Here is a 24,563-nt window from a genome sequence, read left to right on the forward strand (position 1 = left end):
TTTGCAATGGAAGAAGTCGTTAAATCGCGTGCGGTCATCAAAAGAAAATCCAAAACGTATCACGCCAATGCCATGTCACCCGTTAGTTATTACGTGTTGGTGACAGTGTTGGGACTTACAAGTTTACTATGTGTGTTGCCTTTACTGTTAGTCATTTCGGTTTCGTTTTCTGCGGAAAGCAACATTTTGAGAGAAGGCTATCGATTTATTCCTGAAGTTTTTTCCGTGGATGCTTATAAGTTCCTCATTGATGATTTGGATAAAATAACAACAGGCTATGGCATTTCTATTCTAGTGACAGTGGTGGGCACGTTCCTAAGTTTATTAGTCACATCTTTGTTTGCTTATCCGGTGTCACGGCCCGACTTTCCTTATCGAAATCAGTTTTCTTTCATTGTCTTTTTTACCATGCTATTCGGTGGTGGACTCGTACCTTGGTATTTGCTTTATTCACAAGCTGGTTTGAAAAATACGCTGCTCGCGCTGATCATTCCACATCTTGTTGTTCCTTTTAATGTGATTATTATGCGTATTTTCTTCACGAATACGATACCTCATGCGCTTATAGAATCGGCCAAAATCGATGGTGCTGGCGAACTAAGGATTTATAGCAAAATTATATTGCCGTTATCGTTGCCTGTACTTGCTACAATCGGGTTGTTTCAAATGTTATCGTATTGGAACGACTGGTATACCTCATTAATTTTTATTAACAATCCGAAATTGGTAAGTTTACAATATTTGTTGTATAAGGTCATTAGCGATCTTAACTATATCAACTCTGGTGCTGCTAGTATTCAGGCTGTGAATGCCATTCAAAAGACACTTCCTTCTGAAACAGCAAAAATGGCAATGGCCGTCATAGGTATTGGGCCTATTATTCTGGTGTATCCGTTCTTGCAAAAATATTTGGTTAAGGGACTTACGGTAGGCTCTGTTAAAGGGTAGTAATTTTTTGATTGGCTATATCCAGACTATCTGGCTAAGCATATACTTGTAGATAATTTAGGAGGGTTTGTACATGAGTAAAATGAAAAAATTGAATACGATTGCCCTAGCCGTTACGATACCGGCAGTACTGCTATCCGCTTGTTCAAAAGCGGGAACTGAAACTGCAACAAAAGCACCTGCTTCTTCATCTGCAGCCACAACTGCTGCACCAGCCAAAAAATTGGATCCACGAGAAATATCGATTTATTTCGCTGGACCTACAGCGCAGAAAGATGTGCAGTTGGTTGAAGAAGAAATTAACAAGATTACCAAAGAGAAAATTAATGCTACGGTTAAAATTAATCACTTAGGTTGGGGAGATTATGCCCAAAAGACAAACCTAATGATTGCTTCTGGTGAACCATTCGATCTCATGTTTACTTCGGGTAACGATCTAAGTATTAATGTGGCCAAAGGTGCCTACATTGCATTGAATGATCCCGCTAATAATCTGTTAGAGAAGTACGGACAAGATATTATCAAATCGATTAATCCAAAGTATTTAACAGGTACAACGATCAAAGGTTTAAATTATGCACTTCCTACGCAAAAAGAAATGGCATCCATGCAAGGTCTATTCTTGCGCAAAGATCTGGTAGAAAAATATAAATTGGATCTAAAAACGATTAAAAAACTGGAAGACTTGGAACCATTCCTACAGCAAGTAAAAGCAGGCGAGTCTGCGGATGTAATTCCAATCCAAGCAACTTCCAACTTCTTGAACTTGCTGCCATATGAAACTATTGGCGGATTTGCAACGCCGGGTGTTATTTCCAAAACGGGCACGTCCCCTAAAGTTGTCAACCTTTTTGAAACTGAAGAAATGAAGAACCTATTTAAATTAATGTACAATTGGAACCAAAAAGGTTACTTCCAGAAAGATCCAGGAACGAACACGAATCTGAAAGCACAAACGGACGAAGGATTGGTCGCATCCAGATGGTCGCAGCTTAAACCAGGTGGAGATCTAGAGGCTAGTAACGCGAGTAAAAAGCCGTTAGTTCAAGTTGAGTTTACGCAACCTTATGTTGCTTCTGCTGATCTTAATAACTCGATGCTTGCTGTTTCCAGAACGTCGAAGGATCCAGAAAGAGCGGTTATGTTCTTGAACCTGATGCATAGTGATGCTCGTATCGTCAATCTTATGGACTTTGGTATTGAAGGTAAACACTATGTGAAAGTGGCTGGTAAGGAAAATGTCATCAAAGTTCCAGATGGCTTCGCAACTTCGAAGGATACTGGGTACTTCCCAGGAAACACTTGGCAAGTAGGGAACCAGTTCTTGACTTACCTGTTCCAAAATGAAGATCCTCAGAAATGGGAGAAATTCAAAACATTTAACGCAGCGGGTGTATCATCCCCAATCCTTGGCTTCACCTATAATAGCGATAGCACGAAAAACGAAGAGGCAGCGCTAGCGAGTGTCTATAAATCCTATATTGATGGCCTTAGCGGCGGTGTGCTTGAACCGGAGAAATACTTGGCAGAGTTCAACGATAAGCTGAAAAAGGCTGGCATGGATAAAGTTATTGCTGAGAAACAAAAGCAAGTGGATGAGTTTATGAAAACTAAAAAGTAAGAAATAACGAAAGCAGCGTCATCAGATTGTTGAGAATTACCCGATTAGGGGAAACTCACGATTTGGTGGCGCTGTATTAACTTCACAAAACAGAAGGTGGAAAGTAGATGAGCACCCATTTATGGTTTAAGCAGCCAGCAAGCGATTGGAATGAGGCCCTGCCTGTAGGGAATGGGCGGTTGGGTGGGATGGTGTTTGGCAAAATTCGAAATGAAAGAATTCAGCTGAATGAAGACTCCATCTGGTATGGGGGACCTCGCGATCGGAATAATCGGGATGCCTTGTCGCAACTCGAGGAAATGAGGAAACTGCTCAAAGAAGGAAGAGCTGGTGAAGCACATCGGCTTGCCGAGTTGGCTTTTTCAGGAACACCGAACAGTCAGCGTCACTATATACCTGCGGGGGATTTGCTGCTGTTTATAGAGGAAGACGAGAATGGTATTTCCAATTATCGCAGAGAGCTTGACCTTGAACGTGCGGTTGCGACTACGACATATGAACGAGAAGGATACTCGTATCGTCGGGAAACCTTTGCGAGCTTCCCTGACGGTGTACTGGTTACACGTCTTGAGACATCTAATCCTGCGGGTATTTCACTTTATGCCAGATTAGATCGTAAAGAAGGTAAATATGCAGATGTAACAGGAAAAATAGGCCATGACACGATTGTCATGCGTAATCAGTGCTACGGCTTATCGGACAAGGACTATGTCATTATGGTAAGGGCAGTCGCGGATGGTGGTGTCGTCCAGACCATGGGTGAACATATTACGATTCAAGCTGCTCGTGCGGTGACATTTGTGCTGACGGCTGCTACAACTTTTAGATATGCGGATCCTGAGGAAGCGTGTACAGATCTGATTGCGCAAGCTGTTGTCAAGCCATACGAGATGTTGCTAGCAGACCACATTGCTGATTATAGAACCTTGTATAATCGGTTGACTATACAGCTTGAAGGGGGAGAGCCGGATGATCGGGAGACTCTATCCACCCCAGAGCGACTCAACTTGGTTAAGCAGGGGAAAGAGGATCTAGGGTTAGTTGCCCTATATGTGCAATTCGGCCGTTATCTGCTTATTGCCTGCAGCCGTCCCGGTTCATTGCCTGCGAATCTGCAAGGGATATGGAATGATGACATGCTGCCGGCATGGGACAGTAAATATACAATTAATATTAATACGCAAATGAATTACTGGTTGGCGGAGACCTGCAACTTGTCAGAGTGTCATGAGCCATTATTTGATCTGATCGAACGAATGAAGGAGCATGGCAGGCAAACAGCTGCGATTATGTATGGATGCCGTGGCTTTGTTGCGCATCACAATACCGATATATGGGCGGATACGGCTCCGCAAGACATGCATCTTCCCGCTACCTATTGGCCCTTTGGCGGAGCATGGTTAAGTTTGCATCTCTGGGAGCATTACCAATTTACGCGAGATGAGAAGTTTTTGAAGAGAGCCTATGACACAATGAAAGAAGCGGCCTTGTTCTTCCTTGATTTCTTGATTCAGGGTGAGAACGGCTGGCTGATTAGTTCGCCTTCAGTTTCACCTGAGAATAAGTATATGTTGCCTAACGGGGAAACAGGTATTCTATGTTCTTCACCAACGATGGATAATCAAATCTTGACCGAGTTATTCTCCGCTTGTATGAACGCCTCCGAGCACTTGGAGGTAGATGAAGAGTTGCGTAGTCAATTAGCACATGCACGAAGTAAGCTTCCCCCAACACAGATTGGTAAATATGGACAGATACAAGAGTGGTCCGAGGATTATGAGGAAGTCCATCCTGGACACCGGCATATTTCCCATTTGTTCGCGCTGCATCCTGGAACTGGCATTAGCATTAGCCGTACACCAGAATTAGCGGAGGCAGCAAGAATGACCTTACAGAGACGTCTGGCTCATGGCGGAGGTCAAACGGGATGGAGCCGTGCGTGGATCATTAACTTTTATGCCCGGTTAAAAGATGGTAATCAGGCGGCTTTTCATATAGGAGAGCTTTTGACGCATTCAACTTTGCCCAATCTGCTGGACAATCATCCGCCCTTTCAGATCGATGGCAATTTTGGCGGTGCAGCAGGGATTGGGGAAATGCTACTGCAAAGCCATCATGGCATCATAGAGCTGCTGCCAGCTCTTCCGTCCAGCTGGAAGAAAGGCTGCGTTACTGGTTTGAAAGCGCGAGGCGGTTATGAAATTGATATGCAATGGGAGCATGGACAGTTGCAATCAGCTACGATTCGTGCCAGTCATGGTGGACGTTGCCAAGTTCATGCTCACTTGCCTATCTGTGCAAAGGATGAACACAATCAGATCGTAAACATTATTGAGCATGATCAAGGGACAATTCAATTTAATATGGAGCCGGGACAGGTAATTCGGCTTGTAGTGGAGGAGTAGTTAGGTGATTATTGAGCAATTCCGTAATATGCTGCAAGAACAGAACATGATCAAACGGGAACAGTTCCAGCTCTTCCCATCGGCAAGTGACAGGGCATATTGGGAAGCGGTGCCCGAGGAAGTTAGAAAGCAATTGATCGAACAAGGTGAGACGTATTTACATTATGAGTGGCCCATTATCTCGGCATCGATGATGTTGACGTTTGCGCGAACGGGATCATTGGATCTCTGCGATGAGACGTATTTGAAGCGAAGAACAGCGCTAGGAACGCTGGTCGTAGCGGAGTGCATGGAGGGAGAAGGACGATTCCTAGATGACATTGTCAATGGGATATGGGCCATCTGCGAAGAGACCAGTTGGATCGGCATCATGCATAGTGAGGAAGCTGTACTGCCTCTCGGAAAGGGCCATTCGTTGGATCTACGAGCAGCAGAGACAGGTTCGTTGCTGGCATGGGTGTCCTATTTGCTTCGTGATGAATTGAACAAGATAACACCTCATATCGTTCAGCGTATTCAGGAGGAAGTAAAAAGGCGCATATTGGATGCGTATATGGAGCGCGATGATTACTTTTGGATGGGTTTTGCGAAAAAGCCAGTAAACAATTGGAATCCGTGGATTAATTCCTGCTTCTTAGCAGCGTTGCTTCTTGTAGAGGAAGATCCTACACGCAGATGGGCAGGGCTCACTAAATTTCTCACAAGTCTGGATACTTTTCTGGAAAGTTATCATTCGGATGGTGGCTGTGATGAAGGGACTACGTATTGGGACCGGGCTGGAGGAGCGCTGCTCGATTGTCTCGAGCTGCTTAAGCATGCCACAGGCGATACCGTGGATCTGTTCAAGGAGCCATTAATTCAAAATATTGGCCGATATATTTATCGTGCGCACATCCACGACGGGTATTTTATTAATTTCGCTGACGGTTCTGCCAAGATCACTAATTTTCAGTCGGTGCAAGCCTACAAGTACGGGGTATTCATAGAAGATTCTCTTCTATGTGATCAGGCGGTTAATCAGTACCGTTTGAGCTCAGATAAACTTGTTCAGCATCCCTGGTTTCCTATGCTCCGCAGTCTCTCGGAAATCAAGTATTATCCGGTATTGAATCAGAGTAAAGCCTGTGCACCTTACCTTCGAGATGTGTGGTTGGATGGCATTCAAGTGATGGCTGCAAGGGAAAAGAGCGGTTCCTCAGCAGGTTTATACATCGCTGCCAAGGGCGGTCATAATGACGAAAGCCACAATCATAACGATATTGGACAGTTTATTCTGTATGCGGATGGACAGCCCGTCATCGTCGATGCAGGCGTTAACTCGTATAATAAGCAAACGTTCAGCGATCAAAGGTATGAATTATGGACGATGCGTTCCACGTACCATAATGTCCCAACGGTGAACGGGTATGAGCAGCTTCCTGGTCGTGATTATAAAGCGGAACGGGTAGCTTACATGGCTGGCGATGAAGAGGCTCGGCTTACACTCGACATATCTGCTGCGTATCCGCCTGAGGCCGGTATACGGGAGTGGATCCGAGAGATTACTCTGCATCGATCCTCCTCTGCGAGCGTCATCCTGCGTGATACCTATAATCTGAGTAGGAGCAGTAATGCTTTGCAATGGCAATTCATGACCTGTTGCGACGTACAAGAAGTGTGTTCGGGTGAGCTTCTGTTCCAGATCGGTGAGGGAAGCGCAGTTCGAATGGTATATCCGGAACGATTCACGATAAAGAAAGAGCGAATCGAAACGAACGATAAATGGATGACAAAAGTGTGGGGCGAGTGTATATACAGGGTAACGCTTAGCTGTCAAACGGATGCTGATCAAGGCTCTTGCGAATTTACATTTGAACAAGTGGGAAGGTAGCAGTGATTTTACTCTAATCTCATTCTCCGAGGTGGTGTATAACTGCTCAAAATAATCACGAATGACAAAAATGGAAATTTGTCATTCGTGATTTGTCAGTTGCCACAGGGGGAGAGGTGGCTTTGAACGGAATCGACGTCTCAGCACCTCGCGAGCGAGCAAGCGCCTCTGAGCCGCCCAAAAATGCGGTCTCAGCAACGAGCCACGCCGAAATCAGCGCAGCCTAGAACCTGAGCCGTCGAAAATCGACGTCTCAGCACCTCGCGCGCGCGCAAGTCCCTCTGAGACGCCAAAAAATGCCGTCTCAGCAGCGAGCCACGCCGAAATCAGCGCAGCCTCGCACCTGAGCCGTCGGAAATCGACGTCTCAGCACCTCGCGTGCGCGCAAGCGCCTCTGAGCCGCATAAAAATGCAGTCTCATAAAAATAACCGTCAGACTGAAAGTTGATCTGAGGGTTATTTTCATAAGGCATCTTAATATATTGATAGGAATCGAAATATCCTTCATTTCCAAAAAAACACAATCAGGTAGAATATGAATGAAAGAATAACTACAATTGGAATTCTGAATTCCAAGGGAACAGCTTTTTACAATGGAGGTGCATAATTTAACAATATGTTATGCAGCATGAGGGTTGCAGAGTTTTCTAAGTTGGAATGACAGCGGTTTCAGTAGTTTACGAGGAGGAAGCAAGGAATGAAGAAAATGAAGAGAATTGCCTCATGCATCACGGCACTCACACTGCTATTTTCAATCGCAAGTGTAAGTTTTCCGCAATTTAGCGGCAAAGCTGGTGCAGCTGAAACAGTCAAAATGAATCATACCTTTGAAACGACAGACCCCAATTTCGGTTCGTTTGCCGTCGGAGCAGAGATAGCGCCAGTTCCTACCATGTTCCAAGTAGAAACTTCGTTCTCCAAAAAGATTGTCAGCGAGTCCAACGGAAATCGGGCGCTGGAAGTTACCGTGCCAGCAGATCAACAGGGGAAAACACGGTTTTACTATGCAGCGGGTTCAAGCGGACAAACAACTGGAAACCGTTTCAGTTTTGAAGGATCTTTAACGTTCAGTAATCAAGCTAAAGAGTTTGATTTGAAGGTTATCCCAGGGGACTGGGGGCAAAATCTTCCCATAGCTAAATTTTTACCTAGTGGAGATTTGCAAGTGAGATCAGGTACACTCGCCCAAGGGACTTATGTTAAACGTGGCACCTGGGAGGCGAATAAAACGTATGTCGTTAAGTTGGATCTCTACAACGATATTAATAAATATGATCTGTTTATTACAGATAAAACGACAGGTCAAACAACAATGCTGGCAAGTGGCGAGCCGTTAATGGGTGCTTATGGTACGCCAAGTCATGATTTTTTATCAACGGGTGTTGTCTATTACAATATCGAGGCTGTTGGTACAACTGCCGCAACGAGCACGACTATCCGATATGACAATATCAAACTGTCCTATTCGAATGATATTCGTGATGCCTACACGCCTGCAGCGGATGCTACTCTTTTAAGAACAACGACTTTTGAAACAAACGATACAGATACTTCTATTGCAGGAACGACTACAGGTTCCGTCATCAAAACCAATATTTTAGACGCTAAATCACCTTCTGTGATGAAGATTGTTGAAGAGAACAGCAGCAGATGGGTGGATGTAACAACGACGCAAGATGAACCAGGAGATATTGGCTTCCCAATCTTCCAATCTTGGTTAAACGATACGATTTACAAAAGTTATACACTGGAAGCGGATTTCATGCTGAAGGATGCGAATGCCGATTACTATCTGAGATTAGTAGATGGAGCTTGGAGTGGTGTAAAAAGCAATACGGTGCTTCTCTCCAAAACAGGGAAAATTTTCTCGCGTTCATCGGGGACTGGAAATGGCGCATTTGCTGCTAGGACGACATGGGAAGTGAATAAAGCCTTCACGCTCAAATTGGTCGTACATGCAGATACGTTAAGCTATGATCTATATCATGTGAAAGATGGCGTTACAACAAAGTTAGTTAACAATGAACCCATACAAAATGCCAGTGCCTTTACTACGAATGGTATCGCCGCATTTATGCTCCATGTTGATGCAGGCACGCATAGTAAATCTACGATTCTAGTAGACAATATCAAGATATTAACGTCCAATCTTCAGGGAACAGCTCCAATAACCAATGCATCCCCTGGAACATTACTTGACGCTGCGCCTGTTATTGGAACTCCAATCGAGTATTATGTGAGTCCGACTGGGAATGATGCCAATAATGGCAAATCGTCTAGCACTCCATTCCAGACGATTCAAAAGGCTGCCAATCTTACGGCTCCTGGAGATACGGTGTATATCATGGATGGTACGTACAACTACAGTGGTGGAAACCGAATGGTAACCATTACGAAATCAGGAGCACTGAATACAGCAACGAATCAGCCAGCGTATATTACATACAAAGCGGCTCCTGGCGCGCATCCTGTTCTTTTCAGCGATAATGCTTGGGATGTTATTCTCATACAGGCTAGTTATATTATCATTGAAGGGCTTGAGATTAAAGGGAACAACGCAAACCTTACACTTGCTGATGGTGAAGCAGCTTATAATTATTGGTTAGAGCAAACCACGGCTGGCTTGCCAGTTAATTATGGAGATCCTAGATTTACGAAAGCAAATACCAACGGGATTAATATTAACAGTGGAACGAATTTAACCAACGGTTTGCCAGCTTTTCATCATATTACAATCCGAAATAACGTCGTTCATGATTTACCTGGTGGTGGGATTAGCTCCGCTAATGTTGACTATATCACCATAGAGGACAATCTGGTTTACAATAACGCTTGGTATACGATATATGCATGTAGCGGTATCAGTGTCCTAGGCGGAGTGGATGTAGACACACAGACAGGTTACAAAAGTATTATTCGCAACAATATCGTCCATCACAATCAAACGAATGTGAAATGGAATCAAGTTAAAACGTATTCCGACGGGAACGGGATCATTATTGATTATAATAAAAACACGGGAGCAACCTTCCCGCCCTATAAAGGGAAAACGTTGGTGGAGAACAATATCTCCTATAACAACGGGGGATCAGGTATTCATTCCTTTAACTCAGCTAACGTTGATATTATGAACAATACGCTGTACAACAACAATCAAAATCCTTACCTTTCGTATGCTCAGTTGTTCGCAAGTTCTTCGGAAAAGGTCAATATTTTTAACAACATTGTGTATTCCAGAGATCTTCGTCAAGGGGAAATCAATTACGCGATTAATAATGCCAGCGGCAGTGAATTTGTCATCTATGCGAACAACATTTATTATGGTGGCGGCACGCCAAAAGAAGTGGGAACCAACGATGTGATCGCCGATCCCAAATTTGTGTCTTTGGATCCAGCGAATGCCAATTTCCTTCGTCTTCAGTCTACTTCACCAGCTATTGATAAAGGGACGAAAACATTGGCACCTTCCATTGACATTACTCATGCGGCACGTCCACAAGGTGCTAAATACGACATCGGCGCGTATGAAACCAGTTATACAAGCGCCAATCCTATCGGTAATGATGTCATCGATATTGATGCTATCAGACAAACCATGGTGTTTACACCTGAGAGCGGAACAGCACGCTTCGGTACGCCTACGATTGATGGTGCTATTGACCCCATCTGGAACGCAGCGACGATTCTCAATGTTAACAAATATATTGATAATTCCACAGCTCCTGTAACTTCCGGTGCTACGGGGAAGGTACGAGTTCTATGGGATGTGGATAATTTGTATGTGCTTTCTGAAGTTACGGATCCTGTATTACGTAAAACCAATGCAAATCCTTGGGAACAAGATTCTGTAGAGGTTTTCTTGGATGAGAATAACGCAAAAACAACCAATCATCAGGCGGATGACAGACAATATAGAATTAATTATGACAATGCAAAGACGGTAGGAAGCCAAGGAAATGGGTCGGAATTTACTAGCTCCACGTCGTTAACAGCTACGGGATATCTCGTAGAAGTCAAAATCCCATTTAAAACGATTAAAGGTTCTGTAGGAAAAGTCATAGGCTTTGACTCACAGGTCAATGATGACAAGGGTGTAGGTTCCAGAACAAGTACAGCGATTTGGAGTGATACCAAGGGAGTGGGTTATTCCAATACCTTCAGATGGGGAAATGTGACACTAGCGGCACAGTCTGTTGTCGCAGACACCACGCCACCGACGATACCAGGGAATGTTCAGGTTACGGGAAAAACACATCAATCTGCCAATCTGAGCTGGACGGCTTCAACGGATGAAACGAGCAGTGTAACTTACGAGGTCTATCGTGGGACGGAGCAAATCGCTTCCGGTTTGACAGCAACCTCGTACGTAGTAAGCAATCTGCAGCCAAGTACCGCTTATAGCTTTAGTGTTCGCGCGCGCGACGCAGCGGGCAATCTCTCTGGGGCTAGTGCTCTTGCTGCGGTTACGACAGATGCACCGCCTCTTCTTGTTACCTCCATTTCAGTCTATGGGGACGATATAAGTACAAATGGCGGAACTTCGCAGTTCCATGCGTTTGTTATTCCTTCAACCGCTACAAGTACTACGGTGCAGTGGAATGTATACGAAGCAGATGGCGTGACACCAACCAATAAAGCAGTCATTAGTTCCACCGGCTTGTTGACGGCAGTGAAGAACGGTTTCGTAAGCGTTGTTGCTTCATCCACGGATGGTTCTAACATCAAAGGAAGTACATTGGTTGCATTGAATGGCCAATTCGTGGGCAATCAACAAGTGTTATCTACAACAATAACAGGTGTTGGATCAGTAAATAGCGGAGCAGCTTTCTCAACCAATACCGGTTTAGCTTTCCCACCGAATACGGTTTCCACTGCTGTTTATGGTGTGGACGTCACAGTTAGTTATGATCCAGTGAATGTTGAGTTTGTCGATGCGGTTTCATTGAAAACTGGCTTATCTTTGGTTACAATCAACCAAAATATACCAGGGCAAGTACGTATTTTTGGGGTAAGTGCGCTACCAAGCGGTGCGATTACAGCGACGAGTGATGTGTTCAGACTGAACTGGAAAGCTAAGCAACCCGCACAGAGCACAACAACTGTAATTGCAGTGACCGCTGCAATCACATCAGACGTTCAAGGTGAACTTAGCCCAATGGGCTCAGCGCAGTTGTCCTCGCAAAATGTCCTTGTTGTCGTTGTTAACAAGTCGGATCTTCAAGACTTGATTACCAATGCTCAAACAATCTTGGCACAAGCGGTTGAGGGCACTCAGACGGGGCAATATCCAGTAGGAACAAAATCCACGCTGCAAGGAAAAATAACGGAAGCTCTTACTGTAAAAAACAATCAAGCAGCTACTCAGCTGGAAGTGAATCAAGCAGCTAATACATTAAATTTAGCTATTAATGTGTTTAAAGACCAGCGGAAAATCTTTAGCATAGGGTACTTAGTCCTCATGGCTCAACATTACGGTAAAACCCCGTCTAGTAGTGATTGGATCACGGTGAAAAAGTATGATGTAATTCTTGACAATATCATTGATATCTTTGACTTGATTGAAGTAGCTAAGCAAATTCAATAGATGCAAGGATAGGGGGAAGGGAAACCTTCCTCCTAAACTCTATCACAAGGTGGATAATGAGGATGAAAAATTACATGAAATGGACTACCTGTCTAATGTTCCTGGTTTCCCTCACGATGAGTTTACTGTTAACTAAAAGCTATGCTGCAACAGCACAACCTTCGTTTACGGTCTCATTTTCAAATGATCGAGTAGAGGTAGGGCAGACGGTTACCATGACAATAAGGGGCGAGCAGGTTACTAACCTTTATGGCATGGAAATTGTGTTCACCTATGATGCACATCGATTGCAATTCGTTCATAAATTAGGCATGCAAGGAGAACCTGATATTATACCTAATCGCTCCCTTTTCCCGGTTAATGCAAGTCTAGAAATTGCCCCAAAGGTGGAAGGGAATAAAATTCTATACGCGATTACCAAAACAGGTCAATCGCCACCTAATCAGGGTGATCTGAATCTCATCACATTAAATTTTACAGCGCTACAACAAGGAGATGCGAATATAAAGCTTCTTTCTGTAAAATCGGGAGCTTCTGGGGGATCACCTTCCATTTGGACAGAGGGCACATCTTCAACTCTCGGTATCATTAGTAAGTCGACAGGGGGAAGTCCAATCCAAGTGCTGCCCCCTAGTACGGGGACAAGTGATACCAGTAAGAATAATAATGTTGTTCAACTGACACCGATTCTTAACCAGGAGATAGCGAAAGCAACACTTACAGCAGAACAGCTAAAAGGGCTTGAAGACCAAACAGGATCCTCTTCCACATCCCTTAGAACAGTGGCCATCGATGCTGCTAATGGTGCCACAGGATATGCCTTGTCCATTCCTTTAACCTTCTTTCAGAATGAAAGCAGAACGAAGCAGCTAGAGATTCAGACGCCATTGGGGACAGTAACGATACCGAAGGACATGCTGGAAAATAGTGATCTTTCACAATCGAACGATGTCATGCTATCCGTTCGTCTCGTAGATACATCAACTTTTAGCAGCGAACTAAAGAATAGCATTGGCAATCATCCTGTCATTGATGTCAATATCGTAGTTGATGGTCAGAAGCTAACTTGGCATAACGAAAAGGCTCCGGTTACCGTAAGTGTGGCTTACCAGCCATCTGCAGAAGAGTTGCTGAACCCCGAACATGTGAATGTCTGGTACATCGACGACAAGGGCAACGTGCAAAGAGTGCCATCTGGTAGATACAATGCCGCAACAGGGCGTGTAACATTTCAAACGACTCATTTTAGCAAGTACGCGATCGTGTATGAGATTAAAAGTTTTGCTGATCTTACAGACATCGCATGGGCGCGTAAAGCGATTGAAGTACTCGCCTCCAAAGGTATTATTAATGGCGTGACGGATACTTCGTTTGTGCCAGGTAACCCTATCACACGCGCTGATTTTATTTCACTTCTGATTCGCACCCTTGACCTGAAGGCAGATTACGCAGAAGCGGCTTCTTTTGATGATGTTAAAACCAGTGATTATTTCTTTCATACGGTAGCTTTAGCCCGGCATTTGGGAATAACGAATGGCACAGACGGCAATCAGTTTATGCCCAATGATCCAATTTCCAGACAGGACCTGATGGTGATGACGGTTAGAGCCTTACAACTGAGCTATAAGCTCGTACTTACAAATTCGGTATCGGCTCTTAGCGCATTTACAGATAATGGGGATGTTGCGAATTATGCCAAAGAAAGTGTAGCTGCATTGGTTAAGCAAGGAATGATATCCGGGGATGGAACGCATTTGCGGCCGACTGACAGCATGACACGTGCAGAGACTGCTAAATTGCTTTATGAGTTGTACGTCAAATATAGCAATCCATTTTGAGAAAGCAGCGCCATCAGATGATGAGAATTGCCGTGTAAGGGCATACTCAACATTTGGCGGCGTTGTTTTTTGATGAATCTTAATATATCAATAGGAATCTAAATATTCTTTATTTCCCCCAAAAATCATTCAGGTAGAATATACATGTAAGCATGTAGGAATGTATTGCTTGAATGCCATGTGTACAACTCATTTCATGGGAGGTGCATAGACGAAACAATTTCATGACAGTACCAGGTAGCCGCTTGTCCTTATACGTAATTTGAGGAGGATGTAATGGTGATGATGATCTTGAGAAAGTATGACCTCACTTTGTTAAAATGGCTTCTTGTTGCAATCGGTATGTGTGCTATATGGATGTGTATCCCAACTGGGGCGCATGCGGCAACACCTGTTACTTATTATGTAAGTACAGCTGGCAACGATGGGAATACAGGGCTAGGCCCTGAACCTGCCAATGCGCTTCGGTACATTCAGACAGCTGCTAACAAGACGAATCCGGGCGACACGGTTTATGTCATGAATGGTACGTATTGGGATAACGGCAATCCGATCTTAACAATTACTCGCTCAGGGACAGCTAATGCTTATATCACATATAAGGCCTACCCGGGTCATACACCGATTTTGCGTGTTAGCCAAGGTGCTTGGCACCATATTTTAGTCAAGGGAGCTTCGTACATTACTATTGAAGGTTTCGAGATTTACGGATGGAGCCAAAATTTATCCAATACGGAAGCACAATCCTATGAAAATACCAATACGCTTGGCAACATTGGTAAATTCAATACGAATGGTATTAGTGTCGTCAAGAATACCGATGTAAGTCCGACTGTATATGCGACGCATATCCATGTTCGTAACAACAACGTGCATCATGCACCAGGTCAAGGCATTGGGGCTGAAGAAGCCGACTATATTAACTTTTCGAACAATACCGTTTATAACAATTGTTGGTTTACAGCTTGGGCGCAGAGCGGTATTAACATCTTTCATTCGCGAAATACGGACAGCGGTACGGGGTACAAAAATTTTGTGTCTGGCAATCTAGTCTACGGCAATCAGACCAATTATAAATGGCAAAATCATAATGTGTATTCCGATGGGAATGGCATTATTATCGATGATAATAAAAATTCGCAAATTGGGGGCACGCCGTATACAGGCAAGACGATTGTTGACAACAACATCTCCTATTCAAATGGGGGAGCGGGCATTAATATTTTCAGCTCGCAAAATGTGTATGTGAATAATAATACGACGTATGCCAATTCGCAGAGCACCAATCTAAATTATGGAGAGATCATCGGCAATTATTCAAGTAGTGTCTATGTTATCAACAATATATTGTACGCAAATGGCGAGACGGTGAGTAAAGCGAATGATGCTAGCGGTGTACCAATTCCTACTGTCTACTTTAACAGTAATATTTTTTACAATGGCGCGATTCTCAAAACGGGTACAGGAAATTTAACGACTGACCCACTATTCAGTAATTTGTCGCTTCGTAACTTTCATTTAAAGAGCACGTCGCCGGCTATTAATAGTGGCGATAATACGTATACGGCCACGTTAGACTTCGATGGCATTAGTCGTCCTGTAGCTGGAACCGTAGATCGTGGTGCTTATGAATATCATTAAGAAGCGGACTTATCAATAGATAGATGAATGGATAAGAAAGAGGGAGAAACACATGCTGAATACCTGGATACTGGAAGATCATCAGCTCAAATTAATGTTGGATACGCTTGAGAAGCGAATCATAGTTACCGATAAACGTGTAGATAAAAGCTGGGAACAGCTGCCGTTTGAACGGGACTGGCAGATTCGCCAGGTATCGCAGAGCGGTAATTCGCTAAAAGTAGACTTGCAGGGCGCATTCGCCATGTCGGTTACGATTGTTTTAACTGCTCAATCGGAGATTACGTTCACCCTATCTGCTGATGCGCAGGCGGCGTTTGAGAAAATCAGCTTTCCGCCTGCTTTTAAGGCACCGGACCCCAATCACTACGTGCTCCAGACTGACAGTCAGGGCTTGCTGCTTCCTGTTACAGATAACGTGTATCCACTGGAGGAGCAGCCACTCTTCTTTTGCGGGGGCGGAGCGGCAATGGCGTGGATTGGGGTTACGGATACTTCATTTGAAACCGGCTATATGGCCATCGTAGAAACGCCTTTTGATGCAGCTATCGCGCTTAAGCGTGAGCAAGGGCTCATTACTTTTGCGCCGACTTGGCTCAGTTCCATGGGAGCGTTCGGATATGAACGTAAAATCTCCTATATTTTCTTCGATAAAGGTGGGTATGTCGCCCAATGTAAACGATACCGAGCCTATGCTTGGCCGAAAAATAAGGTGATTTCGTTAAAGGAAAATCAGGAAAGGTTTCCAGCCATTGCGAAAATCCTTGGAGCTGTACATATTTATGCTTGGGATAAAGCACGTGAGGTCATCTTCGCTCAAAAGCTAAAAGAAGCTGGTATTGAAAAAGCGATGTTTCTGTGGGACGCCAATCACTTGCCCTATCCGGAACAGGATTATGACAGCCGATTGAAAGAGCTAGGTTATGCGACAGGTGCTTATGAGCTTTTCACCGATATTCACCCTGAAGGTCATGCGGGCAATGCGGAAATCGAGTGGATTCCTCTGAAACGGAATGTATATCCGGGGTTATTTGAGCAGATCACGTCTAGGAAACCAGATGGATCTACGTATTCAAATCAATACGGCACCTATGTGTGTCCGGTAGCTGTACGCCCAGAAATGGTGAAACGGGTGGAGAAAGAGCTGCAGATCTATCCGCATGAAACGTATTTTGTGGACGTTTACCAAGCAAACGGATTCTATGAATGTCATCATGAGGATCATCCGTTAACCCGTCAGCAGTATGCGGAAGCTATCGTGCGGAATTATGAATATTTGGAAAATAATTACAATACATTTCTAGGTGCAGAATTTGGAGCAGACTTCGCAGGTTCTCAAGCTGTCTATGCGCATGGCATGATGACACTGCAGCGTACGTGGTTCAACTCAGACATTCATAAGAAAGGATCCATTTATTATACTGGGGATTGGAAAAACAATGAGCGGCCTTCCGCAATGCTGGGGACAAGAACCGCGACAGAAACTTATTTGACTTATTCCATCAACGAATACACAAGAGTCCCATTATATGAGCTGGTGTATCACGATGCAATTGTGACTTCCTGGCGTTGGGAAGACGCGAATCATCATAGTCCTGAGATCTGGTGGAAAAAGGATTTATTCAATGTCCTTTATGGCTCTGCACCGTTATGGTCGATCGATCAAGACCGGTGGGAAAGTTTTGAAGCTACCTTTGTGGAGAGCTATCAACGGGTCTGCCCATGGCTGCAGCAGATTTGCTATGACGAGTTAGTCTCACATCGCTTTGTGAGTGAGAATCGACAAGTGCAGGAAACGCACTTTTCTTCCGGTAAGCGGGCAATCGTCAACTTTGGTGACAAGCCGTATCCGTTTGAAGACGAAATCATTGAACCTCGTGGATTCGTAGTGAAAGATGTATCCAATACTTAGTTACGATCTAACAGCTCGTTCAATGGGCATTGATACGTTGGCGGGCTGTTTTTATTTTTTATAGACATTGGAGGAATATCAAATGGTAAGTTGCCAAACGGTTATATTTCCAGAGGCTTATCAAGTAGACTGGAAGCAATCGCCTCTCCCTGAGCTAAATGAGAATCAGCTGCTGGTTAAAACCGAGTATAGTCTCATAAGTCCTGGGACTGAGCTAGCTCTTTACACGGGCACACATACGGGTTTATTGAATCCTGGTAACACTTGGGCAAAATATCCATTTACGCCTGGTTATGCCGTCGTAGGATTCGTGGAAGCTGTTGGTGCGAACATAACAGACTTTCAGATCGGGCAACGTGTCTTTGCTATGGGCGCGCATGCAAGTCATAACGTTATTACTTATACTCCGGAATCTCGCTCCGTTTTTGTTCTTCCTGATGATCTGTCAGGAAAAAGAGCTGTGTTTGCCAGGCTGGCAGGTATCTCAGCTACAGCTCTGCAGCAAGCCAAAGTGAGCATTGGCGATAGAGCAGTGGTTATCGGTATGGGACTAATTGGTGCGTTCGCTGCGCAATTGTTCGCCCTGCATGGGGCCGATGTACTGGCTGTCGATACCGTTCCTGGCCGCTTGCAGGCAGCACGCGCATGCAAAATCGCCAACGTCTATCAGTCCGATCCGCATACTGCTCTGCACAGTCAGTTAACAGGTTTGCTTGGCTGCGGAAAAGGCAACGAGGATCGAGCCGATATTGTCATTGAAGCAACCGGCATTCCCGAGATGGCTAACGAGGCTATGGAAATGGTACGCCGGTTAGGCCAGGTGGTTCTGCTCGGTTCTCCCCGCGGTCCGGTTCAAGTGAAGACTTATGAACACATACATGCCAAAGGCATTACTTTAACAGGCGCCCACGAAGGTTTGCAAACCGTTGACGGTGAAGAGGGGCGCAGCCGCATGCTGCGATATGCCCTTCATTTGATTCATACCGGTCAACTGACAGTAGATCCTTTGCTCACGCATGTGCTCCCTGCCAAGGATGCGCAGCAAGCTTATGAGCTTTTAATTACGGCCAAAGACACGACGATGGGCGTGCTATTAGACTGGAGGGAGGAGGCAACGTCTAGTGAGTAGCCCAACTTACGGCTTCGCCTTGCTTGGCACCGGCATGATCAGCCGTATACACGCTAATGCCATTAAACAGCTGAATCAGGGGCAATTAATCGCTGTCTGTGACCGCAATCCTCAAAAGGTACAGCAATTTGCTGCGGAGTTCGGCTGCGAAGGTTATACCGATTTATCCGCTATGTTAGCTCGGAAAGACATTCATATCGTAGCGGTCTGCACCCCTAGCGGTCTGCATAGCGCTCAAGTCATCGCCTGTGCGCAAGCATGCAAGCATGTCATTACGGAAAAACCGATGGCCATTGCTTGGCATGATGCACAGGCGATGATTGCCGCTTGTCGGCGTGCGGGCGTTAAGCTTGCCGTCATTTCACAGAACCGGCTGAGTCCAGATGTCATTGTGTTGAAGCAGATGATATCAGAAGGCCGCCTCGGTAAATTGTTGGCAGGCAACGCCTCCATTAATTGGTATCGTACCCAAGATTACTACGATAGCGGGTCTTGGCGTGGAACAAAGGCGTTGGACGGCGGTGGAGCCCTGCTCAATCAGGGCATTCATACTGTTGATTTGCTTCAATATTTGATGGGCAGCGTGACATCCGTGCACGCCCATACGAGGACTATTGGACACGAGCACATCGATGTGGAGGATATTGCCACAGCTGTGCTGACGTATGCCGACGGCGGCCTCGGTACTTTATTTGCTACAACTTGCGCCTATCCCGGACTTCAGACACGCATTGAAATTTTTGGACAAAAGGGAAGCGCGATTCTGGAAAATAATGAACTTGCTTATGTGGCGACACGCGATGGAGAGGGCGACTGGTCGCACCTTGCTGAACAAAGAGTAGTCAATTTGAGCCGAACAACTCCCAATCCGGAGGATGCTGTAGGCACCGCACATCGTTTGCAACTGCAGGATCTAATCGACGCGATTGAACAAGATCGGGAGCCGATTGTCAACGGAGAAGAGGGAGCAAAACCGCTTCAGATCATTTTATCCGCCTATGTGTCAGCAGCGACAGGGCTACCCGTTTACTTGTAAAAGATTTAATGCATTTGCATGGCAACTCTGCCCTCTTAGACTAGCACCTAGCAGGGCATTAGGCGCCTTTATTTGCTATTTTTCCTGAATTGATTAGGTGACATGCCATATTCTTTTTTGAAAGTCCTCATAAAATGAGTGTTATTTTCGAAGCCAATAGATTCACTAATGTTTTGAACTTTAATATCAGAAGAGGTAAGTAGTTCAATGGCTTTATTTAATTTTATGGTTTTGATGATAGCTAGAAAAGTTTGGCCAGAGGTAGCTTTAATGAGTTTGCTTAAGTAGGATTCGGTGAAATGAAATGTACTTGATAATTCGCCTAAGGTTACTGTTTTATAATGTTCCTGCATATAGGCTAAGATCGATAGCAGCTTATCATTCTTGGGTAAACTTTTGGGTAATTCGACTTGACTCTCATAATCTCTAAGCAAATAACTGAAAAATAACATGAGCAGGTTATATAGAATAGTAGCGGTATACTTTTTGTTGTCATGTTGTTCCATATATAACTTGGAGAGAATTTCTTTTAAGTTAGGATCTCGATTTGTTCGGAAAATGATGTAATTATTGTAGGCCTCCGTATACAGGATTTTCATAAAGAATGTGGAGAGAACGGTTTCATGTTTGAGCATTTCTAGGAATGTTTCTTTAAAAGTACTTCTCTTTATTAATACATTTAAGACAATGCTGTCATCAAATACCTCAATGGTATGTTCCACCTTGGGTGGGATGATACATAAATCACATTCATTTAGCTGAATAACTTCACCATTAATCTCCTGAACGCAATGACCTGCATATACGTAAATTAATTCGAAAAACGCATGCCGATGTTTGAAAATGGGTGTAAATCGTTTGTGTTTCATAATGATAATGTCAGTACGATTGTTCGGAGAAAAATAGTCATCTTCGGTTAGTTCCTTTATGGGATCCTGAAGCATATTACGATCCTTACTGGCATCATAATTCTTACGATAGACTAACTCGTCTTCCGAATACGCCTTAAGCATTGTATCCAATTCAACTAGGTTCATAATACGCAGCCTCCAGGCAGGTCATGTACCTATACCATATAAAAAAGTGCATAAAATGTAAACTTTATAAGGTGAAGGATGTTAATGATTTCATGCATGGATTTCATTATCATGTAAATTAACTACAATGCATAGGGAGCAAATGGCATATGACGAGTTACCAAATATCTGAAATTACCGTGATGAATGAAGTTGAACCTATGGGTTTGGATGAGAAGAAACCGGTATTTGCCTGGACATTTATTTCAGATGTGAAGAACATGAAGCAAACTGCTGTAAGGATTACCGTGGGAGAAGAACCTGCAGGACTTGATATGTGGGACAGTGGTTGGATTCATACGGATTGTTCAATAGGAACTGCTTATGCAGGAAGAGCTTTGCAGCCATGTACGAAATATGATGTGACTGTCATAACGATGAACCAAGCATCAGAAATAGCCGTAGCTTCGACCAAATTTGAAACTGGTTTGATGAATCCCCAATTAGAAGCCTGGAACGGGGCGAAGTGGATCGGTGCGCCGGAATATTACGTCTGTAGCGATTCTATGGGTATTTTCTCTTTGAAAAGTACGATAACTGTTGCGCCAGGTGGAACTAGGGCAGGGCTTGTCTTTGGTGCTAATGATGCGAGACTGTTAAACAGGGAAAGAAATGAATCCTTCTTAGAAGGTGAAAACTATATTTCTTATGAAATCAACATCAGCAATCTGCCAGCAACGCTGGATATTTATCGGGTAGGCTATCACCCAGAAGATAACAAAAATGTTCCTTTTGCTTCAGTACCCATTGTTAACTTTGAGGGTGAAGAGAAAGTTCAGTTGATTACGAAAGCCAATCAATACGATCCTCATGAAATCAAGATCGATGTTGTGGGTAATGAGGCTTACGCTTATGTAGATGGCGTACTCGTTGATGCCATGTTCAATCCTAGATCTATAGGAACGAGGGTCAGGGGGAGACAGTTAAATCCACTGGGGAATAACGACATCACAACCTTTCCGCGACTACATGAAATTGGTTATATGGTTGCGGCGGGAACAAGCGCGCACTTTGATGGTATTCGCTTGAACTTTTTGCGACATCCGTCTAATCAGTTCTATGAGATGGATACCGAATGCGGCATTGATTTAGAGAGTGATGGAACGGATTTGCGAGTTACCAAAAGTCCGGATTGCCATGCACTCCCCATGCTGCGCAGGGATTTCTCAGTCAAAAGACCGCTTAAGAAAGCGAGACTTTATGCGACAGCTAGAGGGATTTATGATTGCAGAATCAATGGTAGGGAGATTAGCGATCAATATTTTCCCCCAGGTGCCAGCCAATTTGACAAACATCTGATGTATCAGACTTATGATATTACAGACTTTTTGACTGAAGGGGTGAATGGCATTGGCTTTACGTTATCTTCGGGTTGGTGGAACGGTTCTCAGACCTTCGTCCTGCAGAACTATAACTACTGGGGGGATAAAGAAAGCTTACTGGCACAATTGGTCCTGACTTACAAAGATGGAACATCGGATATTTACGTAACCAATGAAGCCGAATGGCAGTATTATGGGGAGGGTCCTTACCGCTTCGCGGGCTTTTTTCAAGGGGAACATTTCGATGCCAATTTGGCCTATATGTATGAGGATTTTTCAAAAGCAGAATTTGTCATAGATGGCATGAAAACACCAGCGATCATAGAAGCGGTTCCTATCGGCGAATTCGATTCCAGACCTGAATTATTCTTGCCTTGGCCAGCAGTTAATACAAGCGAGCCAGAACTCATTGGTCATTATCAAGCACCGATCAGAAAAGTAGAAACATTTAGAGCGAAAAGCATGACTGAGCCTGCTCCTGGTTTATATATCTATGATTTGGAGCAAGAGATAGCAGGAGTTCCCGCACTTACATTCAGAGGCAAAAAAGGTACTGAAGTTCGAATTCGTTATGGGGAAAAGCTCTATCCAAATCTGGATGCGTATGGGGAACTTTATGGGCGAATGCTCCAAGTAAACCTAAGGGATGCTTCAAGCACCGATATTTATATACTTCGGGGCGATGCAGATGGAGAAACGTATATACCCAGATTTACCTTTCATGGCTACCGATATATCGAAATCACTGGCCTAGATTATGCACCTGAATTAGAAGATGTGCAGAGCTACCTGCTTTCCAGTCTTTCCACGATGCGTGGTAAGGTGGAAGTAGATCATGAATTGGTAAACAGGCTAGTATCCAATGTGAGATACAGCCAGTTGGGGAACTTCATCAGTGTGCCTACAGACTGCCCACAGCGAAATGAACGAATGGGCTGGATTGGTGACGCACATGTATTCTTCCGTACTTCATCTTACCAAGGGGATGTTCGAACTTTTTATCTGCGCTTTCTCCAAGCCATCCGAGATGTGCAATTACCAGACGGAAATATTCCGAATATTGCTCCTGTAGGAGGCGGATTCGGTGGAATCACTTATGGCAGTGGCGTTCACTTCATCGTTTGGGACATGTACCAACAATACGGGGATAAGCGAGTTATCGCAGATAACTATGAGACCATGAAACGCTTTACCACTTATTTAGAAAATCAAGGGATGCCGGGCGACGCCTTTATGGGACCTATCGATGACTGGCTGGCTCCACAGAAAACGGATAGTCACCTGGTATGGAATGCTTTCTACGGTAGAGATATGTATCTGATGTCTGTTTATGCTGAGCTATTAGGAAAACAAGAAGACGTAGCCTACTATCGATTGAAGGCAGAAGAGGCGAAGAGATACTGGAATCAGACTTTTGTAGATGCGACAACAGGACAAACCTTGCATTTGAATGGCACGGTGAATGACACGCAAGGCGGATATGCCATTGGGTTGAATTACGATATGTTTGACGAGAGCGTTAAGCAGAAGGCTTTCGATAATCTGGCAAGAAAAACGAAGGAAATGGGATGCACCGTATCCACTGGTTTTTTTGGAACGGGTCCGTTAAATCCGATGTTGAGTGAGGGGGGTTATTCGGAACTAGCCTATGCCATGATTACCCAAACCGCATATCCAAGCTGGCTGTATCCAGTAACGCAAGGAGCAACGACAGTTTGGGAGCGTTGGGATAGCTATACCGCCCAAAAGGGTTTTGGTAATCGAAATGCGATGAATAGCTTTAACCATTACTCCTTAGGAGCTGTGGTGGGCTGGCTCTATGAGTATGTGCTTGGCATTCAGCGGGATGAGAGGCATCCAGGCTATAGTCATTTCACGCTGAGACCTGATTTGACGGGCTTTAAGCAAGCAATTGGAGGATTTGACACCCCGTATGGCCGAATTGAAAGTAGTTATCTCGTGGAAGAAGACAAAGCCACATATCGTTGTACGGTACCTGCTAATACGACAGCAACAGTGATTCTCCCTGGGATCACAGAGGAAATAGGAAGCGGGAGCTATACATTTTACCTGTAATATCCATGTTATCAATTAAGCCAAGCTGATTACTCAGTTTGGCCTTTTCAGATTGAGCCGAAAAACGGTCATAAACATTTATCATTGAAATTATGAACTAAATCG

12 protein-coding genes are annotated in these 24,563 nt (G+C 44.3%); 11 read left to right on the forward strand and 1 reads right to left on the reverse strand.

The features are described 5' to 3' along the window. Positions 1-6: 6 nt before the first annotated feature. The 10 genes from AC58QM_RS17100 (at position 7) to AC58QM_RS17145 (ending at position 19,984) form a co-directional block, all read left to right on the forward strand. Positions 7-948, forward strand: coding sequence for a carbohydrate ABC transporter permease (locus AC58QM_RS17100; protein WP_497285934.1), 942 nt, complete (start codon positions 7-9; stop codon positions 946-948). A 73-nt stretch (positions 949-1,021) separates the two neighbouring features. Then, complete coding sequence (locus AC58QM_RS17105) at positions 1,022-2,569, forward strand: ABC transporter substrate-binding protein (protein WP_497285936.1); 1,548 nt, start codon at positions 1,022-1,024, stop codon at positions 2,567-2,569. A gap of 107 nt (positions 2,570-2,676) precedes the next feature. Further along, complete coding sequence (locus AC58QM_RS17110; protein WP_497285938.1) at positions 2,677-4,974, forward strand: glycoside hydrolase family 95 protein; 2,298 nt, start codon at positions 2,677-2,679, stop codon at positions 4,972-4,974. Between the two features lie 4 nt (positions 4,975-4,978). Next, positions 4,979-6,844 carry a heparinase II/III domain-containing protein gene (locus AC58QM_RS17115; RefSeq protein WP_497285940.1) on the forward strand — a complete coding sequence of 622 codons (1,866 nt, stop codon included), beginning with the start codon at positions 4,979-4,981 and terminating at the stop codon, positions 6,842-6,844. A 697-nt stretch (positions 6,845-7,541) separates the two neighbouring features. Beyond that, positions 7,542-12,428: a sugar-binding protein gene (locus AC58QM_RS17120; protein ID WP_497285942.1), complete on the forward strand. Its 4,887-nt coding sequence runs from the start codon at positions 7,542-7,544 to the stop codon at positions 12,426-12,428. Positions 12,429-12,490: 62 nt separating this feature from the next. Continuing rightward, positions 12,491-14,266, forward strand: coding sequence for an S-layer homology domain-containing protein (locus AC58QM_RS17125; RefSeq protein ID WP_497285944.1), 1,776 nt, complete (start codon positions 12,491-12,493; stop codon positions 14,264-14,266). A gap of 282 nt (positions 14,267-14,548) precedes the next feature. Beyond that, positions 14,549-15,907: a right-handed parallel beta-helix repeat-containing protein gene (locus tag AC58QM_RS17130; protein WP_497285946.1), complete on the forward strand. Its 1,359-nt coding sequence runs from the start codon at positions 14,549-14,551 to the stop codon at positions 15,905-15,907. A 52-nt stretch (positions 15,908-15,959) separates the two neighbouring features. Next, complete coding sequence (locus tag AC58QM_RS17135; protein ID WP_497285949.1) at positions 15,960-17,819, forward strand: glycoside hydrolase; 1,860 nt, start codon at positions 15,960-15,962, stop codon at positions 17,817-17,819. Between the two features lie 82 nt (positions 17,820-17,901). After that, positions 17,902-18,948 carry a zinc-dependent alcohol dehydrogenase gene (locus tag AC58QM_RS17140; RefSeq protein WP_497285953.1) on the forward strand — a complete coding sequence of 349 codons (1,047 nt, stop codon included), beginning with the start codon at positions 17,902-17,904 and terminating at the stop codon, positions 18,946-18,948. After that, positions 18,941-19,984 carry a Gfo/Idh/MocA family protein gene (locus AC58QM_RS17145; RefSeq protein ID WP_497285955.1) on the forward strand — a complete coding sequence of 348 codons (1,044 nt, stop codon included), beginning with the start codon at positions 18,941-18,943 and terminating at the stop codon, positions 19,982-19,984. Before AC58QM_RS17140 ends, AC58QM_RS17145 begins: the two co-directional genes overlap by 8 nt. A gap of 68 nt (positions 19,985-20,052) precedes the next feature. On the opposite strand, the gene AC58QM_RS17150 is transcribed toward AC58QM_RS17145, so the two are convergent. Next, on the reverse strand, positions 20,053-21,021 hold the full coding sequence (locus tag AC58QM_RS17150; RefSeq protein ID WP_497285957.1) for an AraC family transcriptional regulator: 969 nt from the start codon (positions 21,019-21,021) through the stop codon (positions 20,053-20,055). Positions 21,022-21,170: 149 nt separating this feature from the next. Here AC58QM_RS17150 and AC58QM_RS17155 point away from each other — a divergent pair, with 149 nt between their 5' ends. Next, positions 21,171-24,458, forward strand: coding sequence for an alpha-L-rhamnosidase (locus AC58QM_RS17155; RefSeq protein WP_497285959.1), 3,288 nt, complete (start codon positions 21,171-21,173; stop codon positions 24,456-24,458). The last annotated feature ends 105 nt before the right edge of the window (positions 24,459-24,563 follow it).

This window comes from Paenibacillus sp. J22P165 (genome assembly GCF_059692015.1).

Bases quoted from the DNA above. Each gene is read 5' to 3' on its own strand.
- AC58QM_RS17150 (WP_497285957.1), bottom strand. From the start codon at position 21,021: ATGAACCTAGTTGAATTGGATACAATGCTTAAGGCGTATTCGGAAGAC.
- AC58QM_RS17110 (WP_497285938.1), top strand. From the start codon at position 2,677: ATGAGCACCCATTTATGGTTTAAGCAGCCAGCAAGCGATTGGAATGAG.
- AC58QM_RS17155 (WP_497285959.1), top strand. From the start codon at position 21,171: ATGACGAGTTACCAAATATCTGAAATTACCGTGATGAATGAAGTTGAA.
- AC58QM_RS17120 (WP_497285942.1), top strand. From the start codon at position 7,542: ATGAAGAAAATGAAGAGAATTGCCTCATGCATCACGGCACTCACACTG.
- AC58QM_RS17100 (WP_497285934.1), top strand. From the start codon at position 7: ATGGAAGAAGTCGTTAAATCGCGTGCGGTCATCAAAAGAAAATCCAAA.
- AC58QM_RS17140 (WP_497285953.1), top strand. From the start codon at position 17,902: ATGGTAAGTTGCCAAACGGTTATATTTCCAGAGGCTTATCAAGTAGAC.
- AC58QM_RS17125 (WP_497285944.1), top strand. From the start codon at position 12,491: ATGAAAAATTACATGAAATGGACTACCTGTCTAATGTTCCTGGTTTCC.
- AC58QM_RS17130 (WP_497285946.1), top strand. From the start codon at position 14,549: ATGATGATCTTGAGAAAGTATGACCTCACTTTGTTAAAATGGCTTCTT.
- AC58QM_RS17135 (WP_497285949.1), top strand. From the start codon at position 15,960: ATGCTGAATACCTGGATACTGGAAGATCATCAGCTCAAATTAATGTTG.
- AC58QM_RS17105 (WP_497285936.1), top strand. From the start codon at position 1,022: ATGAGTAAAATGAAAAAATTGAATACGATTGCCCTAGCCGTTACGATA.